Origin of the sequence: Streptomyces sp. NPDC001890 (assembly GCF_042891445.1) — a bacterium.
In the GTDB taxonomy this organism is placed as follows: Bacteria; Actinomycetota; Actinomycetes; order Streptomycetales; family Streptomycetaceae; genus Streptomyces.
On the sequence record NZ_JBIATE010000053.1, the window covers coordinates 2,468 to 20,960 of the forward strand.

8 protein-coding genes and 3 pseudogenes are annotated in these 18,493 nt (G+C 70.3%); 8 read left to right on the forward strand and 3 right to left on the reverse strand.

Annotated features, from left to right (window positions below; all coding sequences use genetic code 11):
* Positions 1-7,974, reverse strand: a 7,974-nt coding sequence (locus ACFYY1_RS41940) for an Ig-like domain repeat protein (protein WP_388595270.1), incomplete at its 3' end; no start/stop codon positions are given.
* A 2,130-nt stretch (positions 7,975-10,104) separates the two neighbouring features.
* Here ACFYY1_RS41940 and ACFYY1_RS41945 point away from each other — a divergent pair.
* From ACFYY1_RS41945 to ACFYY1_RS41960, 4 genes and pseudogenes are all read left to right on the forward strand, one after another.
* A pseudogene (locus tag ACFYY1_RS41945) lies at positions 10,105-10,437 on the forward strand (ISAzo13 family transposase); the annotation flags it as partial.
* A complete protein-coding gene (locus ACFYY1_RS41950) occupies positions 10,435-11,115 on the forward strand; it encodes a site-specific integrase (RefSeq protein ID WP_388595283.1) in 681 nt (226 codons plus the stop codon). The pseudogene ACFYY1_RS41945 and the gene ACFYY1_RS41950, both read left to right, overlap by 3 nt.
* Positions 11,116-11,183: 68 nt before the next feature.
* Complete coding sequence (locus ACFYY1_RS41955; protein ID WP_388595271.1) at positions 11,184-12,806, forward strand: alpha/beta fold hydrolase; 1,623 nt, start codon at positions 11,184-11,186, stop codon at positions 12,804-12,806.
* Between the two features lie 46 nt (positions 12,807-12,852).
* Positions 12,853-13,550: pseudogene (locus tag ACFYY1_RS41960) on the forward strand (alpha/beta hydrolase).
* A gap of 26 nt (positions 13,551-13,576) precedes the next feature.
* Here the strand turns inward: ACFYY1_RS41960 and ACFYY1_RS41965 are convergent.
* A complete protein-coding gene (locus ACFYY1_RS41965; RefSeq protein WP_388595272.1) occupies positions 13,577-14,161 on the reverse strand; it encodes a GNAT family N-acetyltransferase in 585 nt (194 codons plus the stop codon).
* A 53-nt stretch (positions 14,162-14,214) separates the two neighbouring features.
* Here ACFYY1_RS41965 and ACFYY1_RS41970 point away from each other — a divergent pair.
* A pseudogene (locus ACFYY1_RS41970) lies at positions 14,215-14,642 on the forward strand (IS3 family transposase); the annotation flags it as partial.
* Between the two features lie 312 nt (positions 14,643-14,954).
* Here the strand turns inward: ACFYY1_RS41970 and ACFYY1_RS41975 are convergent.
* Complete coding sequence (locus tag ACFYY1_RS41975) at positions 14,955-15,659, reverse strand: DUF4232 domain-containing protein (protein WP_388595273.1); 705 nt, start codon at positions 15,657-15,659, stop codon at positions 14,955-14,957.
* Between the two features lie 196 nt (positions 15,660-15,855).
* On the opposite strand from ACFYY1_RS41975, the gene ACFYY1_RS41980 reads away from it, so the two are divergent.
* The 3 genes from ACFYY1_RS41980 to ACFYY1_RS41990 are packed head-to-tail and all read left to right on the forward strand — an operon-like array spanning position 15,856 to position 18,173.
* A complete protein-coding gene (locus tag ACFYY1_RS41980; RefSeq protein ID WP_388595275.1) occupies positions 15,856-16,959 on the forward strand; it encodes a hypothetical protein in 1,104 nt (367 codons plus the stop codon).
* Between the two features lie 3 nt (positions 16,960-16,962).
* Positions 16,963-17,826, forward strand: a complete 864-nt coding sequence (locus tag ACFYY1_RS41985; RefSeq protein ID WP_388595277.1) for a DUF3592 domain-containing protein — start codon at positions 16,963-16,965, stop codon at positions 17,824-17,826.
* 26 nt (positions 17,827-17,852) lie between these two features.
* Positions 17,853-18,173, forward strand: a complete 321-nt coding sequence (locus ACFYY1_RS41990; protein ID WP_388595279.1) for a hypothetical protein — start codon at positions 17,853-17,855, stop codon at positions 18,171-18,173.
* Positions 18,174-18,493 lie beyond the last annotated feature (320 nt).

The following is an 18,493-nucleotide window of genomic DNA, read 5'->3' on the forward strand; positions in this document are numbered from 1 at the left end:
GAAGGTGACGGTGCCGGTGGGCGTTCCCGCACCCGGCGCGACGGCGGCGACGGTCGCGGTGAAGGTGACCGGTTGGCCCACCACCGACGGGTCCGGCGTGGTGGCGACGGTGGTGGTGGTCGTGGCCTGGTTGACGGTCTGCGTGCTGGTGCCGCTGGAGGAACGGAAGTTGCTGTCGTTGACGTAGGCGGCGGTGACGGTGTACGGCCCGGCCGCGCTGTAGGTGTGCTGCGTGGTGGCGACCCCGTTGACCAGGGGTGCCGGGGCGGTCCCGGTGCCGTCGCCGAAGGTGAAGGTGACGGTGCCGGTGGGCGTTCCCGCACCCGGCGCGACGGCGGCGACGGTCGCGGTGAAGGTGACCGGTTGGCCCACCACCGACGGGTCCGGAGAGGAGACAAGACCCGTGGTCGTCATGGCCCGGCTGACGGTCTGGGCGTCCGTACCGGCCGCGGCGGCGAAGTCGGCGTCGCCGCTGTAGGCGGCGGCCACTGCATACGGCCCCGTAGCGCCGTATGCGTGCTGAGCGGTTGCGATGCCGCCGGTCAGTGCAGCGGTCACGGGTGCGGTGCCGTCGCCGAAGGTGAAGGTGAGGGTGCCGGTGGGGGTTCCCGCACCCGGCGCGACGGGGGCGACGGTCGCGGTGAAGGTGACTGGTTGGCCGACCACCGACGGGTCCGGGGACGAAGCCAGGGCCACCGTCGCGAGTGCCGCGGTCACCGTCTGGGTCGTTGCGGCGCCGACCGGGGTGAAGTCGCCGTCACCGTTGTAGGAGGCGGTCACCGGGTACGGGCTGCCCACCGCGTGCGCGTACGTATGGGTGAGCCGGGCCATGCCGTTCGTGAGCGGCGTGAACGCGGACGGTGTGCCGTCGCCGAAGTCGAACGTAACCGTGCCGGTCGGCACTCCCGCGCCGGCACCGGCGGGTGTCACCGTGGCGGTGATCGTCAAGGGTTGGCCGGCCGCGGACGGGTCCGGCGAGGTAGTCACGGTCGCGGTGGCCGGCGCCTTGTCGACGGTCTGGACCGTGGTGCCCGCGGAGGAACTGAACGTGGCGTCGCCACTGAAAGCGGCGGTGACGGAGAACGTCCTGTCGGCCGGGCCGGTGTACGTGTGCTGGGCGATGGCGACCGCGCCGTTCACGGCGGCGGTCACGGGAGGCGTGCCGTCGCCGAAGTCGAACGTCACGCCTCCCGTGGGCACCCCCGCTCCTGCGGCCGTCGCGGACACGGTGGCGGTGAAGCTCACCGTCTGGCCCGTCACCGAAGGGTTCGGCGCGGAGGCCACCGTGGTCGTGGTGGCGACCGCGGCAGCGGTGATGGTCTGCGTGCCGCTGCCGGACGAGGCCATGAATCGGGTGTCGCCGGTGTAGACGGCAGTCACATCGTACGGACTGCCGGAAACGTCGGCGAAGGTGTGGGTGGCGGTGGCGACGCCACCGGACAGCGGCGCGCTCACGGGCGGCGTCGCGTCGCCGAAGTCGAAGGTGACGCTGCCCGTCGGCGTGTCGGCGCCCGGTGTGACGGGGCCGACCCGGGCGATGACGGTCACCTGCTGCCCCGGCGCGGAGGGATCTGGGGAGGTCGTCACGGTGGTGGTCGTGGCGGCCTGGCCCGTGGTGTGGGCGGCGGCTCCGGCGGAGGGTGCGAAGTCGGTGTCCCCGCCGTAGGTGGCGGTGATCGGGTACGGGCTGCCCGTGGTCCCGGCGTACGGGTGGGTCGCGGTGGCGGTTCCACCGCTCAGGGCGGCGGTCACCGCGGGGGTGCCGTCACCGAAGTCGAACGTCACCGTGCCGGTCGGGGTGCCAACGCCTGGCGTGATCGCGGCCACGGTCGCGGTAAGGGCCACCGACTGGCCGACGACGGAGGAGTCCGGCGACGTGGTCACGCTCGTGGCTGTTCCGGCCCGGCCCACGATCTGGGCGAGCACGCCGGTGGACGGCCGGAAACCGGTGTCCCCGTTGTAGGTGGCGGTGACGGCGTACGGGGTACCGGCCGCGTGGGTGTAGGTGTGCGTGCCGAGGGCTGTGCCGCCGGACACGGGCACGGTCACCGAAGGGGTGCCGTCACCGAAGTCGAACGTCACCGTGCCCGTGGGAGTACCGTCGCCCGGCGCCAGGGCTGCCGCCGTGGCGGTGAAGGCCACCGTCTCCCCGGCCACGGAAGGTTCATTCGAGGGTGTGATGGTCACCTCGGTCCTGGCCCGCAGCAGGGTGTGCGTCGCCGTGGCCACTGAAGCGGCGAAGTCCTCGTCCCCGTCATAGGCGGCAGTGATCGTGTAAGGGCTGCCGGTCTGGGCGGAGTACGTGTGCTGGACCGTGGCTGTGCCGCTGGCCGACGGCACAGCCACAGGTGCGCTGCCGTCCCCGAAGTCGAACGTCACGCTGCCAGTGGGCAGGCCCGTGCCCGGCGCCGCGGCCGACACGACGGCGGTGAACGTCACCGGCTGCCCGGTGACCGAGGGGTCCGGCAGCTCGCTCAGCGCGGTGGTCGTGGCGGCCTGGCCCGTGGTGTGGGTGTCGGTTCCGGAGGAGGGTGCGAAGTCGGTGTCCCCGTCGTAGGCCGCGGTGACGGTGTACGGACTGCCCCCCGTCTCCAGGTAGGCGTGAGTGCTCACGGCCGTGCCGTCGGCCATGGGCACGGTCACCGCGGGAGTGCCGTCGCCGAAGTCGAAGGTGACAGTGCCGGTCGGACTGCCCGCGCCCGGCGCCACGGGGGTAACCGCCGCAGTGACGCTCACCGGCCCACCGGCGACGGACGGGTCCGGCGCCGTGGTCACGGCCGTGACCGTGCCGGCCCGAGCCACCGTTTGAGTGAGGGCGCCGTTCGAGGGCCGGAAACCTGTGTCCCCACCGTAGGCCGCGGTGACGGAGTACGGGGTGCCCGACACCTCGGCGTCGGTGTACGTGTGGGTGGCTGTGGCTGCCCTGCCGATGAGGGGCGCCGTGACCGGGCCGGTACCGTCACCGAAGTCGAAGGTCACCGTGCCCGTGGGAGTGCCGTCGCCCGGCGCCAGGGCTGCCGCCGTGGCGGTGAAGGTCACCGGTTGCCCGGCCACGGAAGGACCGGCGGACGACGCGACGGCCAACCCGGTCATGGCCCGGCGTACCGTCTGCGTGGCGGTGCCCGCCGAGGCGGCGAAGTCGCCGTCGCCGCTGTAGGCCGCGCCGATGGTCCAGCCGCCGACCGCCTGGCCGTCGTAGGTGTGCTCGGCGGTGGCGGTACCCCCGCCGAGCGGCGCCGGTACCGGTGGGCTGCCGTCGCCGAAATCGAAGGTGACGGTGCCTGTCGGAGTGCCCGCGCCAGGCCCGGCGGGGGCCACCGTCGCGGTGGCGGTCACCGGCTGCCCGGCCAAGGACGGATCCGGCGTGGGGGACACCGTCGTGGTCGTCCCCGCTTGCCCGACGGTCTGGGTGGCCGTACCGAGGGAGCCGGTGTACTGGGTGCTCCCGCTGTATTCGGCGGTGACGACGTACGGGCGCCCGGTCGCGGCGGTGTAAGGGGAAGCGACCGTTGCGGCGCCGCCCACGAGGGGAGCGGTCAGCGGCGCGGTGCCGTCGCCGAAGTCGAACATCACCGTGCCGGTCGGGGTGTGGCTGCCCGGCGCGACCGGTGTGACGGTCGCGGTGATGGTCACCGCCTCGCCGACGACGGACGAGGCCGGCGAGCCGGCAGCGCTCGTCGTCGTCCCGGCCGGGCCGACGGCCTGGCCGATCGCGCCGCTGGATGCGGCGACGTCGCCGTCGCCGCTGTAGGCGGCGCTGATGGTGTACGGGCTGCCCGTCGTGTCGGTGTACGCGTGGGTGCCGACGGCCACGCCGCCGGACACGGGCACCGTCACCGCGGGCGTGCCGTCGCCGAAGTCGAACGTCACCGTGCCCGTCGGCGTCACCGACGCGGGCGGCAGGACTCCCACCGTGGCGATGAACACGAACTCCTGCCCGACGACGGACGGTCCAGGCGACGCGACGATCGCGGTGGACGACGCCGCCGCGGTCACGGTCTGCGTACCGGTGGCCGTGGAACCGGTGACGCTCGCGTCGCCGCTGTACGCGGCGGTGACCGGGTAAGGGCTGCCGGCGCTGTGGGCGTAGGCGTGCACGGTGGTGGCGGCACCGCCGATGACGGGCACGGTCACCGCTGGGGTGCCGTCGCCGAAGTCGAACGTCACCGTGCCGGTCGGCGTGTCCCCGCCGCCCGTGACGGTCGCGGTGAAGGTGACGGACTGGCCCGTCGGAGCGGCGGCCGGGGCGGTGACCAGAGCCGTCGTCGAGACGGCCGGCGAGACGCCGTGGGTCTCGATGCCGGTGGAACCGGCGAAGTCGGCGTCGCCGCCGTACACCGTGGTCACGGTGTACGGGCTCCCGGCCGCAGTGGCGTACGTGTGGGTGCAGTCGGCCGTGCCGCTGCTCAGCGTGGCGGCCACGGGCGTGCTCCCGTCGCCGAAGTCGAAGGTCACCGTCCCGGTGGGGGTGCCGGAGGCCGGCGGGACGGCGGCCACCGAGGCGGAGAAGGTGACCTCCTGGCCGCTGATGGACGGCTCAGGCGCGGCGGTGACCGTGGTCGCGGTGGCGGACACGGAGGCGGCCACCGCATGGGTGCCGGTTCCGGTGGAGGGGGCGAAGTCGGTGTCCCCGTCGTAGGCGGCGGTGAGGGTGTACGGGCTGCCCTCGGTGCCGGTATAGGCGTGGGTGGCGCTCGCTGTGCCGCCGGTCAGGGCGGCTGTGGCGGGCGTGGTGCCGTCGCCGAAGTCGAACGTCACCGACCCGCTGGGAGCGCCGCTGCCCGGCGGGACGGCGGCCACCCGCGCGATCAGCGTCACGGTCTGGCCCGTCGCAGAGGGTTCCGCGGTCGCGGCGACCGAGGTCGTGGTGGCCGCGGCGGTGACGGTCTGGACGGCGGTGCCCTGTGAAGGGGCGAAGTCGGTGTCGCCGCTGTAGTCCGCGGTGAGGGTGTACGGGCTCCCGGCCGTGCCGGTGTACGCGTGGACGACCGTCGCCGTGCCCGCCACCAGCAGGACGGTGGCGGCGGAGGTGCCGTCGCCGAAATCGACGGTCACCGTGCCGGTCGGGATGGTGCTCCCTGAACCGGCCGGCACGACCGTGACGGTCACCGGCTCGCCCGTCACCGACGGGGCCGGGGAGGTGGTGACGGCGGTCGTGGTCCCGGCCGGCTCGACCGTGTGCGTGGCCGCGCAGGTGGAGGCGGTGAAGTCGGTGTCCCCGCCGTACGTCACGCTCACGCTGTACGGGACGACCGCCGCGCCGGTGTACGTGTGCACGGTCGTCGCGGTACCGCCGGTGAGAGCGGCGCTGACCGGCGTGGTGCCGTCGCCGAAGTCGAACATCACGGTGCCGGTGGGGGTGCCGCTCGCGGGCGGGAGCGCGGCCACGGTCGCGGTGAAGGTGACCGCCTCGTCGGTCGCCGACGGATCCGGAGCGGCTCTCACCTCCGTGGTCGTCACCGCCTGGGCGACCGCAACGGTGCCCGAGCCCGTGGAGGCCGTGAAGTCGGAGTCGCCGCTGTAGGCCGAGGTCACCGTGATCGGGCTGTCCGAGACGCCGGGACCCGTGCGGGTCACAATCGCGGTGCCGCCGACCACGGGTGCCGTGAGCGGGCCGGTCCCGTCGCTGAAGCCGAACGTCACTGTGCCGGAGGGCGAACCGGACGCCGGTGCCTGCGGGATGACCCGCGCGACGAACGTCGTTGTCTGGCCGACGACCGCCGGGTCGGGTGCTGCGTCGACCGTGGTGGTGGTCGCGGCGGGCTGGACGGCCTGACCTCCGCTGTCCTGGGAGGTGATGTAGTCGGGGGCGCCGTTGTAGGTGGCCGTGACGGGGTACGTGGCGGTCGCCTGGGTGAAGGCGTGCGTGGTGGTGGCGACGCCGCCGGAGAGCGTGGCGGTGACGGGTGGGGTGCTGTCGCCGAAGTCGAAGGTGACAGTGCCGGTCGGCGCGCCGACGCCGGGCTGAGTCGTGGTCACGGTCGCGGTGAAGGTGACCTGCTGGCCGACAACCGCCGGGTCGGGTGCTGCGCCCAAGGCGGTGGTGGTGGCGGCGGGCTGGACGGTTTGACTGCCCGTGCCCTGGGAGGCGGTGCAGTCCGGCGAGCCGTCGTAGGTCGCGGTGACGGTGAACGGGCTGTCGGCGGTGCTGCCGTACGTGTGCGTCGTGGTAGCGACGCCGCTGGCGGAGAGCGTGGCGGTGACGGGTGGGGTGCTGTCGCCGAAGTCGAAGGTGACGGTGCCGGTCGGCGCGCCGACGCCGGGCTGAGTCGTGGTCACGGTCGCGGTGAAGGTGACCTGCTGGCCGACAACCGCCGGGTCGGGTGCTGCGCCCAAGGCGGTGGTGGTGGCGGCGGGCTGGACGGTCTGACTGCTCGTGCCCATGGAGGGCGCGATGTCGGCGTCGCCGCCGTAGGCCGCGCTGACCGTGAAGGGGCTGCCGGCGGTACCGGCGAAGCCGTGCGCCGTGGTGGCGACACCGGCCGTGAGCGGCGCGGTCACTGGGGTGGTGCCGTCGCCGAAGTCGAACGTCACTGTGCCTGTCGGTGTGCCGCCCCCCGGCGGGGCCGCGGCCACCGCGGCGGTCACGGTCACCGGCTCGCCCGTGGCGGAGGGCGTGGGGGTAAGGCTCACCAGCGTGGTGCTGTCGGCCGGCACCACACTCTGGGTGGCCGTCCCCGTGGCGGGCGCGAAGCCGGCGTCGCCGCTGTAGTCGACGGTGACGGTGTACGGGGTGCCGGCCGTGTGGGCGTAGGCGTGCGTCGTGGAAGCGGCCGCCCCGGACACCACGACGGTCACCGGGGCGGTGCCGTCACCGAAGTCGAACGTCACGGTGCCGGTGACCGTGCCAACACCCGGCGCGACCGGGGCAACCCTCGCCACGAAGGTGACGGGCTCGCCGGCCGCGGACGGGTCGGGCGTCGGTGCGACGGTGACCGTCGTCGCCGCCGGCTGCACCGTGTGGGTGACCGTGTCGGACGACGGATAGCGCAGGTCGTCGCCGCTGTAGGTGGCGGTGACGGTGTCCGGGCTGCCAGAGGGGTCGGCGTAGGCGTGCGTAACCGTGGCCGTGCCCTCTACCAGCGGCGCCGTCACCGGCGGTGTCCCGTCGCCGAAGCCGACGGTGACAGTCCCGCTCGGCATGCCGGCAGGCGGGGTCGCCGTCACGGTCGCGGTGAACACGACCGGCTGACCGGAGACGGACGGATCGGGCTCGGAGGTCAGCGCCGTGACCGAGGCCGCCAGGTAGGAGAATGCGTCCGGCAGCGCGGAGGTGCCGCCGGGAGTGGTTACCGCGACTGCGGCAGGTCCGGCCACACCTGGTGGCGTCACGGCGAGGATCAGCGCGTCGGAGTACGAGCGGAAGGAGGGGGCGGCGATTCCTCCGACGGTGACGCCGGTGGCCGCGCTCAGCCCGGTGCCCCCGATGACGATCGTCGTCGCACCGGCGACCGGACCGTCGGCGGGAGTGACCGAGGAGACCTGCGGAGTGGCCGCGTACCTGTACACCAGCTGGTTACTGACGCCGCCGATCGCGATCGCGTACACGGCCACGGTGCCGGGCACCGCGGCGGGGGGAGCGGTGACGAGCAGTTGCTGGTCGTTCAGAACGGTGGGGAACTCCGCCGCGTTGCCGAAATGGACGCTGTTCGCCATGCTGAGGCCCGTCCCGGTCAGTGCCACGGTCCCGCCCCCGGAAAGCGGGCCGGTGGTGGGAACGAGGCCGGACAGCGCCGGCCAACGCAGGTAGAAGAAGGTGCCCACCGGGGCGGTGCCGCCGGATGTGGTGACGGCGACCTGCACGGTGCCATTGCCTGCGGGCGTCACCACGACGATGGTGCGGTCGTCCAGGACTGTGAACGCCAGGGCCGCCCGGGCGCCGAAGGACACCGCGGTCGCGTCCAGGAAGTTGCGGCCGACGATGACCACTTGGGTGCCGCCGCTGTACGCACCCTGGTTCGGGTACACACTCATAACGCCCTCCCCACCGCACTCGTGCCTACCGGTGACCTGCGCGTACAGAGCAGGCTGACCCGGCCTGCGACCATGCCGGCGCGCATGCAGCGGGTGACGGTCCGTCTCACCGCCCCCGTGCCGGCGTGTGGGCAGGGCACTGGTGACACGGCCCGCCGGCGATCGTCCGGATGGTGAAGACAGTGCGGAGGGCGGGGCCCACCGAAGGGGCCGGAGCCGGGGACATAAGCAGTGAACATGACGCTCCATCAGGATGGATAAGACGCAAAGCGATTCGCGCGGGGCCGGCCGGGAAGAGCGCGGTGACGCTGCGCGGGCGTGGAGGGCGAGGGCACGGCAGGCCTGCCGGCGCCTCCCGTACGAGCCGGCCCGCACGGGTCCGCCCCGAGGCGCCGCACGGCAACGCGGAACAGCCCGGGGTCTTGCCGAACGGTGGCAACGGACCGTTGCGAAGTGCGCGCTGGCACCGGAGGAGCAGCGGCCCCATTCAGGCGGCATGGGCATTGCCGCCGCGGGAACGTGGTCGCCCCGGCTCACCGAGCCGACAGGGGACCGCAGTCAGTGCTGCCGCCCCGCAGGGCACGCAGAACTGGCAGCCCCAGTGCTCTGCCTTCCCCCGGCATGAGGTGGGCGGCCTCTGCCGGTGTGTCCTCCCAGTACGCCAAAGCCACCAGATGCCGACAAGATGCCCGCGACGACTTCACCCGAACGGCCTACTCCGAAGACCTCATCTGCTACTCCGGCCCCAGGATTCACCGGTACAGCCGATGGTGCTGAGAGCGGCTGGAGCGTGGCGGCGGGCCGGGTAGAGCTGGCGCAGGTTGGCCGGCCGGAGTCCGGGCCGTGGTCGTGCGGTAAATCGCCGAGCGGGGTCGGGTGTTGCAGGTGTCGAGCATCTCGGACAGTGCTGTGGGACGAACCCGCAGAGAGGCATCGGCGCGGTTGAAGACAGATCTCCCCGACGTGCCAGCCGCAGTGGTGCTGCGGACCGAACCCGCAGAGACGCGTCGCCCATACCGTGTCGTACTCGGGGCCGTCGCAGCCCGCTGTCCGTGGTGTCGTTCCCGGTACGTCGGCTGGCGACCAGGCGGCAATATGCCTTCTACCGGTGATGGTCTCGGTCCCGCCTCGGCACAGCGACCCCCGTTATGTTTTTCGAGGTCCTGCAATGGGGCCGCTGGTTTCCGGGCCCGGTATGACTGTGTCCCCTCTGTCGAACGGATGACCTGGGGGTGTCGCCAGGCCCGAGGGGTGCCGTCGGAGACGCTGATGAGAGACTCGGCCACCGTCCGGCCTGGTGCAATGCCGGGCAGTTCGCGGGCGGCAGGTCTGCATAACGTGGATGCGCGAGTACGGTGCCACCGCCGAGACCGGCAAGGCAACCACCTGGAAAGGGCGCAATGTTAGGCACTGTTTCTTGGATCACGTTCGGAGCCAGATCGCGAGGGCCGCGAGGGTGACGGTGCCGAGGTAGATGTAGGCGCGTTTCTCGTAGCGGGTGGGTGCGCCACGAGGCGCCATGGAATCGAGTGAGGTGAGAGACCTTCACCACCGGGTTGTCGTAGCAATCCGTTTGAAGCTGGGGGCAGTTCGGTTCGGGGGATGCCGAGCCGAGCGGTAAGCAGCCCCGACAACGCCGGGACGGGTTGGTACTGCCAGACGATCCGGGTCCGGCTAGCGAGACAGGAAGGTGCACGCGAGAAATCAGTGCCTGACGCCCCGTAATTACGACACCGGCTCGAACCTGGCGGATCTGGGCCGGACGCAGTGCACGACCACCCGCGCTCTTCGGTGGTCGACTCCGAAGCCGACTCTACTCATCGGTGGGGAGGCCACGCCGAAAGTCTGCGGCGTAAGCGTGGCGATGCTGCCGGGGTAGAGCTGGGCGCCTCACCTGCCGATCGATTTCGTGGTGAACGTGGGAACTGTCCGCGGTCGCCCCTGTATCGGACATCCAGTCCGGTCGGGGCAGGTCCATCGCCGGCTGATGGCCGTCGGACAGGACGGAGGCTCCGTAGTACTCCGAGGCCGGGAAAGTCGGCCACATGGGGAAGGGGGCCAGCAAGTCAGCAGTAAGGGCTTGCCGGGAAACAAGTCGTAGCTTCCGGCTGTGGGGGTCGTTGTTCTGGTATGGGGAGACCGGAGGGGATCGAGGCCGTCCTGGCTGCGAAGTTCCAGGCATTGTTGCCGCATCTGGATGAACGTCAGCGTCGGCTGGTCATAGGGGCGGAAGCGCGGTCGTTGGGGCATGGCGGGATCAGGCTCGTTGCTGCGGCGGCCGGGGTCCGGGAGGGTACGGTCTCGCGTGGGGTAGCTGAACTGGAATCCGGTCAGGACCCGTTGGGGCGTGTCCGCCGGGCAGGCGGAGGCCGGAAGAAGGCGACTGAGCTGAACCCGGGACTGCGGCCGGCGCTGCTGGCGTTGGTAGAGCCCGACGAGCGGGGCGATCCGATGTCCCCCATGCCGTTTCTGTTCCAGCGCCAGCTGGGCACGGTCCGCAATGTCATCGCCCCGCACACGATCCTCAACATGCTCGCACGCAGCTGCAAGGAGATCGCAGAGAGCGCCCCGGCGTTCGCCAGCACCAAGTTCACGCCGCATGACTTCCGTCGGCTCTTCGCGACCGAGATCGTCAACGGCGGCCTTCCGATCCACATCGGTGCCGCCCTCCTTGGACACCTGAATCTCCAGACGACACAGGGTTACGTCGCGGTCTTCGCCGAGGACATCGTCAAGCACTACCAGGAGTTCCTGAACCACCGCCGAGATCTGCGTCCCGAGCACGAATACGGCGATGTCACCCCGGAAGAGTGGGCGGAGTTCGAGGAGCACTTCGACAAACGCAAGGTCGAACTCGGCAACTGCGCTCGTCCCTATGGATCACCCTGTCAGCATGAACACGCCTGCGTACGATGCCCGATGCTGCAGGTCAGCCCGAAGATGCTGCCGAGGCTCGCAGAGATCGAGAAGGACCTGATCCTCCGTCGCAAGCGAGCTGAGGAGGAGCAGTGGCTCGGTGAGATCGACGGCATCGACCTGACCCTGACTTTCGTCCGCACCAAACAGGCCGACGCGGCCCGCCTCACGCGCCGAACCCCCGTTGCCCTCGGCATCCCAACCGTCCCGTCCCCGAACAGATGACGCCCAGGGGCGGACGCCGGCGGTGACACTACCGAGGACGGAGGACACGGCGTGAGTGAATAGGGGGCATGCTCTTCGACTTCACGCACGACCACGACGGTGAACGGCTCAGCGGTGTGTACGGCGGTGATCCTTCCGGGGTCACCGCCGTGGTGCTGCATGGCGCAGGCACCAGCAGTACGGAGCAACTGCTCCTGCTGGTACGGGAGTTCGTGGCCCATGGCTGTCGCGGGATCGCCTTCGACTTCTCCGGGCACGGCGAAAGCACCGGAAAGCTCAGTGAGTTGAGCCTGCGCCGACGGTTCGAGCAGGCCGTCGCAGTGATCGACGCGTATGCGGGAGCGGACGGGCCGCTGGCCCTGGTGGGGTTCAGCATGAGCGGCCAGACCGTGGCCGATCTCGTCCGGCACTACGGAGATCGGGTAGCGGCGCTGGGGCTGTGCGCGCCCGCCGTGTACACCGGCGAGGCGTGGGACGTACCCTTCGGGGACGGGAACGGGCGGTTCAGCGGGATCATCCGGCAGCCGGACAGCTGGCGGGAGGCACCCTTGCTTCAGGTGCTGCGGGCGTACGAGGGCCGGGCGGTGCTCGCCGTTCCGGGCACGGACACGGTAATCCCGGCCGCGGTGACCGAGGCCGTACAGGATGTGCTGGCCGCCCGCGCCCAGTACACGCGGTTCGACCTTCCGGACGCACAGCACCAGCTGGGAATGTGGTTCCGCGATCACGGCGACGACCGGCGGCAGTTCGTGGAGGCGGTGCTGACCGGCCTCGACGACCGTGGCTGGACGGCCACGCGAGCATGGGTGGCCAAGCAGCTCGGCCACGGCCGCAAGGTCACCGACTCCCACCTCCTGTCCGGCGGCTGGAGCTCCCAGATACGCCGACTCACACTCGACGACGGCACGGCCCTGGTGCAACGGACCTTCGTGAAACCGTTCTTCCGCCACCACGGGCCCGGGCTGCTGGCCCGCGAGGCGTCCGTCCTGGCGCTGCTCACCGGGCAGGAGGGCATCCCGGCGCCCGGTCTCGTCGCCGTGGACGCCACGGCCGAACACTGTGACCACCCGACCCTGTTGATGTCCGCGCGGCCCGGCCGCGTCCGCGTGGACGAGGACGACCTCGACCGGCGCCTCGACCTGCTCGCGGCCCAGCTCGTCAGCATCCACAGCGTCGTGCCAGCCGAAAGACCGCGCACGTACCAGGCGTGGACGTCCCCGGAGCGCGTCCGCACCCCGGACGGCCCCCTGTGGGAGCGGGCCGTCGACGTGATCCGCCGCGACCCGCCGCCGTACGACGGCTGCTTCCTGCACCGCGACTTCCACCCCGGGAACGTACTCTTCGCAGGAGCCGGTCCCAAGCTGCGGATCACCGGTGTCGTCGACTGGGTCGAGACCTCGTGGGGACCTGCCGACCTGGACGTGGCGCACTGCTCGACCGCGCTCGCGCTGCTGCACGGGCCGGCGTATGGGCTGGACTTCCGCGAGCGGTACGAGGCACACGGCGGCCGCGGCCTAGCCGACGACACGGACCACCTGTACTGGCGGCTGCTCGACGCCCTGCACTACTGCCCCGACACGGCGAAGCTGGCCGGGCCGTGGCGTGAACTGGGGCGGGACGATCTGACGTCCGAGGTGCTGGGAGAACGGCTGGAGGCGTACGTGGACGGACTGCTGCAGCGATACGGCTGACCGACCGTGGATCACTCGTCTACACCGACCCGAGGAGGCGTGCGCATTGGCCGCCGTAGTGCTCGTTCATGGCCTGTATCACCGTCCCGAACGCTTCGCCCTGGTGGCAGAACCCTTGCGGACAGCAGGAACCGAGGTCGTCGTTACCGAGCTCCACAAGGGCTCATTGTCGGCTGACACAGCCGCGGTCCAGGCCGTCATCGACTCGCTGCCGGAGCCTCCGATTGTGCTCGGTCACTCCTACGGCGGGTCAGTGATCACTGGGCTGCGCGGGGCGGGACACCTGGTCTATCTGGCGGCCTTCGTGCCGGATGTCGGCGAGAGCGCGGCCACTCTCGGTGGCGCGTCCCCGCAGCTCCAGGACGCGATCAACCCTGAGCCCGACGGCTCGACCAGCCTGTACCCCGACCGGGCTGCCGGCACCCTCTACGGCGACTGTCCCGAACCTCTCGCCACCTGGGCGGTTGGCCTCCTGCGTGCGCAAGCCTCCGGCTGCGGGCGAGGCATCCCAGAGCGCCACAGCTGGAAGCATGCTCCCTCCACCTACATCGTCTGCGCGCAGGACGGGCCATCGACCCGGTCCTGCAGCGGAAGATGGCCTCGCGCTGCACCTATATGCGCGAGTGGCAGACGGGCCACTCCCCGTTCGTAGGACAGCCTGATCTCATCGTCGAACTCCTGCAGGAACTGCTCGCCGCCAACACCCTGCGCCAGCCAAATGAAGGAGTGACGACCGCTCGTTGATATCCCAGGTGCTGACAGCTGTGCAATCAGGCGGTGGACTTGGCCGCGATCCTGGTGAGCAGCCTGTCGCGCACGGCAGGCCACTCATCCACCAGCACGCTGTAGTACAGCGAGTCACGACGGGTGCCGTCCTGGCGCATCATGTGACTGCGCAACGTCCGTTCATACACGAGTCCCAGCCGTGTCAAGGCCTGCTGGGAACGCACGTTGAGGTTGTCGGTGCGCAAGGCAATCCTGACCAGGCCCAGATCATCGAAGGCATGCCCGAACAGCAGCAGCTTGGATTCAGCGTTGTAGGGGCCACCCCAGCACGAACGATCGAACCATGTCGCGCCAATCTCAGCACGCCCCTCGGCCAGATCAAGCGCGTACAGGCTGGTCGAGCCGACCACCGCCTCGTCCGCCAGGCGTTGAACCGCGAAGCACCGTCGGGCCGGATCCTCCAGCATCTGGGTGATCAACGCCCGCATCTGTATCAGAGAGTCGGGGCGGGGCCGGGGCATCCATCGCCATACCCCGGGATCCGACGCGGAAGCGAAAAGCGCTTCGGCATGACCGACGGACAGTGGGATGAGGCGGACGGCGCGGCCCAGGAGGGAGTCGTTGCTCACCACTGCACCGTAGCTCCGGCAGCACCCGAGTTCCCTCGCCTGCCACGCCTCCGCCTTCAGGGTTCGCCTGGCTTGACTTGGTGCAGAGAAGCTCGAGGAAGGTCGTGGGCTGGTCAATCGCGGACCACATGCGTACCTCGCTGGTCACCGACGCGATCGAGATGGCCGTTGCCGCCCGCAGCGGCCAGGTCCGCAGCGTCATTTTCCACACCGACAGGGCACCCAGTACACCGCGGCCGCCTTCACCGACGTCTGCCGCCGGCACGGCATCCGCCGCAGCATGGGCCGGGTCGGCTCGAGTTACGACAACGCCCTCGCCGAGTCCTTCTTCCAGGACCTCAAGCGCGAGTTGCTCCACGGACGCCGCTGGACCTCGAAGGCACAGACCCGGCTCGAGCTGTTCCGCTGGCTTTCGTACTTCAACCGGCGCCGTCGCCACTCCGCGCTCGGCTACCTCACACCAGCCGAGTTCGAACAATAACTAACCACGACATATACGCTGTCATGCAACGCATGAAACCCGGTGTCCACTCCCCGGTCCACTGACGTATTGTCCCTGTCGGTAAACACCTGTTCGTCGGTGTGTGTTGCCGAGCTGCCCGACAGTGCTCGCGACTACCTCCCTACACCACACAAGGGCAGCCGAGTCGACCAGCCGGCACCCGACTGGGACTGACATCCCAGCACCGCCTCGCCCCCCTGTTCGCCAGGAAAACGACTCCAGCCACGTGCCTGAGGCTCGAATGTCTGGGCGGGAAATCCGACTCTGCGGGGAAATACGTGATGATCGACATCAGAAGTTGTACGGCTTCTTGGTGCTCCAGTTCAGCACGTCGGCCTCGTTCCAGCTGAACTGCGGCTTCTGCCCCTTGGTGTCGACGGAGTAGAAGGGGCCGTTGTGACCGTCCGCGCCGCGCAGCGCGATGGCGAACGACTGGGCCGTTTGGTTCTTCGAGCCGTAGTCGAAGAGGTTTACCGCGCTGTATGCCTTGCCTCCGGGCCGGAGCGTGATGTGCCTGTCGCCGCCCGGGGCGTCCCTCTTCGAGTGCGGCAGTGCGGCGCTGTCGACGTCCTCGCCAAGCTTCACGGCGGGGTACGAGGTGACCCAGCATGACTTGGTGCCCTCGTTCGACGCGGTGACCAGCAGGTGGTCGCCCTGCTGACCGGCGAACCGGTGCACTGCGATGACCTGCATCTCGTCTCCGCGGCACTGCTGGACGCCGGTCGCTGCGCCCGTGCTCGCGACCTCGTCCGTTCCGCCCAAGGCGATCGCTGAGCGCGCCCTCTTCTCACCACCGCTGTGGGCCTGCTCTGCGCCGGCCTTGCCGTACCCGTCGGACGCGGACCGGCTCTGCGCGGTACCAGCGGTGTGGTCACCGACCGCCGCCTTCGAGCCGTCGTCAGCGCCGCCGCAGGCGGTCAGGCCCAGCGCCAGCGCGGCGGTGACGGCGGCCAGGGCGACGGAACGGGCGGTACGGCGGGCATGGTACGTGGTCATGATGAAAGCTCCCCCATGGTCTGTCAGGACGCGGCACCTTCCCTGCTCTCGCAGGGCGACCGGCCGCGTCGGCTGTTTCGTTGCATCCCATGAGATGACGCCAGGGGCGGGTGTCGTTCATTCAGTTCTGTCCACATTCGGTAACAAGGCAACTGGGCACACGCGGACGTCACCTGAGCCCAGCACAATCGCCCATATGACAATCACCACGAGCGCCGCGGTGCCGCCCACCCGCAACAGGACCGTCGCGCTCGCCCGGGGGTTCCTCACGGGCGGCGTGACGGGGGCGTCCCTGGCGGCCGTCGTCGTCGGGATCGTCATCGAGAACGAGCCGCTGATCGTCGAGGGAGCGTGCCTGCTCGCGGTCTACGTCCTGATCCGCTACCTCGCCAGCATGCCGAGGCGCGCCTGGGAAGCAGCGATCCCGCCGCAGCTGGCCCTCGCGATGATCGAGAGCCTGGAGGCCGTCGGGGGTGAGACAAGCGACATACCGGTGAAGTTCGACCTCACCGTCGCACCGGACGACGCACCGGCGTACCGCATCGAGTTCACGCAGGACATCAACCTCGCCGACCTGCCCGACTACCGGCCGCGCGGCATCCTGGTCGTTCAGTACCCGCCGGATCGGCCGCTGAAGGTGAGGATCGTCAAACGACCGACACCGGACTGGGAGGAACGGGCCGCCTCGGCCCGCCTCGACTCGGCACCCGGACCGGCCCGGGTCAGCGACCCCTTGGAAGGCTGCGGTGCCACCCTGGTCGGGTTCCTCGGTCTCCTGCTCGGCGCGGCCCTGGTCGTCCTGTTGTTCCGCGCGGACCTGTTCGACCAGGACGACACCGACACCGCGCGGCCATCGGTCTCCTCCTCCAGCACCTCCTCGTCGTCCACGACCACCGTGTCGTCGGCGTCCGGCACGGTGGCCCTCGGCCCCGGTCAATCCTTCCTGGACGAGGGCAGGTTGGGCAGTTCCGTCTCCGCGCTCGCCAAGGGCGAGGACGAGCAGCGGGCGCTCACCGTCGTCGTACAGGAACGCCTGCTGACGGTCGTCTTCGCTCCCACCGGCACCCAGGCGTCCTCCCGACTCGACCTGGATTCCCTGCCGTACGACCGTGTTCCCGCCCTGGTGAAGGAGGCCACGACCACGCTCGGCGTCGGCTCCCCACGCACCTGGCAGCTCACCGCCGACCGCCTCACCGGCAGGGTGGCCCTCAGGGTCTCCGTGACCGGCTCCGAAGGCACCGCCTATCTGGAGGCGGAGGGGCAGGGCACGGTCGTACGGCGCGTCTCGGCAGGAGGCTGATCCATGGACTGGCATGTTTTTCTGGCACTGTGGTGCGGGGTGTTCGGCGCGTGGGCGCTGGTCGGATACGGGATGTCGCTGGCCGGGATGACTCGGGCGCAGCGGACGGTCCGGGCGACGGGGCGGATCGTGCGGGTGGACGAGCCCCGGCACGGAAGCTCCCCGAGCGACGGGATCGCCGTAGTCGTCTCCTTTCAGGACCCGTCCACTGGGCAGGAGTTCACTGTCACCAACGAGGGTGAGCGCGGCGAGAGGATCAGCGTGGCCTGGACGGGCCGGGAGATCGGGGTCCACTATCCGCGCGGCAGACCCCACGCCTTCCGGTTCGCCAACGACCTCTCCGAAGGCGGGCGCGGCCTCGGCTGGGCGAACTTCGCGCTCTTCCTCGTGTACGCCGGTCTGGTCGCCGTCGCCGCGATCGACTGGGGCTGGCCGTGGGCGCTTCTCGGCTTCTGCGGGCCCTGGGCCCTCTCCGGCCTGTACCACCTGCCCGGGAACATCCGCGACAGGAACCGCCGTATCGACCACCTGGCCGCCATGGCCGCCGTACCCGGCCGTGTCGTCGCCGTCCTCAAGAGCGTCACCGTCGACTCCAACGACGGCCACACCCTGACCAACCTGATGCCGGTCGTCACCTTCACCACCCTCGACGGCAGGGGGGTCACGGCCTACTGCGAGTCCGGAATACCGGACACCGCCGGATCACGGGGCCTGGACCTCACGATCCACTACGACCCCGACGACCCGGCCCTCTTCGTCCTGGACATCGAGGCCGAACGCCGCTCCTGGAAGCGCGACATGGCCGTCAACGTGGTGGGTGTGCTGGTCGTGGCAGCGGCGGCCGTGGCGGGGGTGATCGCGCTGTGACCCGGGAGCCGGGCTATCTTCCCGCCATGGAGCCGCTGACGTTCGACTACGAGAACCTGCATCTGCGCGTGGACCGGGGAGTGTTCGAACTGTTCACCATGGGCAGATCCGAGCTCCGGGTGCCGCTGAGGTGGCTCGGGGCACTGGTGCACTACAAGAAGCCCGCCCGGCCCGGCCAGTTATTCATTGGCACCGTACGCGATCCGAACGCCGTGCTCTACGGCACCGACCATGCCGCCTTCTGGTACAGCACCTCGCCAGCGTTCCGGATACCGCCCGGCGACGAGCCGTTGTTCCGCGCATACTTCACCGAGGTGGCCGCGCTCGCCGACCGGAGGGTGGTCTGAGACCCAAGCGGCGAGCCGAAGGTCTTCCAGCACGACCGTCTGGACATCCAGGTCGGCTGGGGGATCGTCGAGGTCTTCCGGCGCAGCGACGTCATCGGGCCGTACCGCTACCCTGGGTGACGGTGTACGCCGAGGCGCGTCGAGGGGGCCGGACCCGGCTGTGCTTCGGGATCGCCGAGGATCTGGGCAAACCGGTCTACGGGAGTGCCGGGGTGGGCGAGGGCATAACTGATCATTTCAGAATGAGATCGGTGTGTTGGCTTGGCAGTTGGGTGTTGTGTCGGCAGGATCTGCCGGGTGTCTGCTGATCTCGTGCCCGA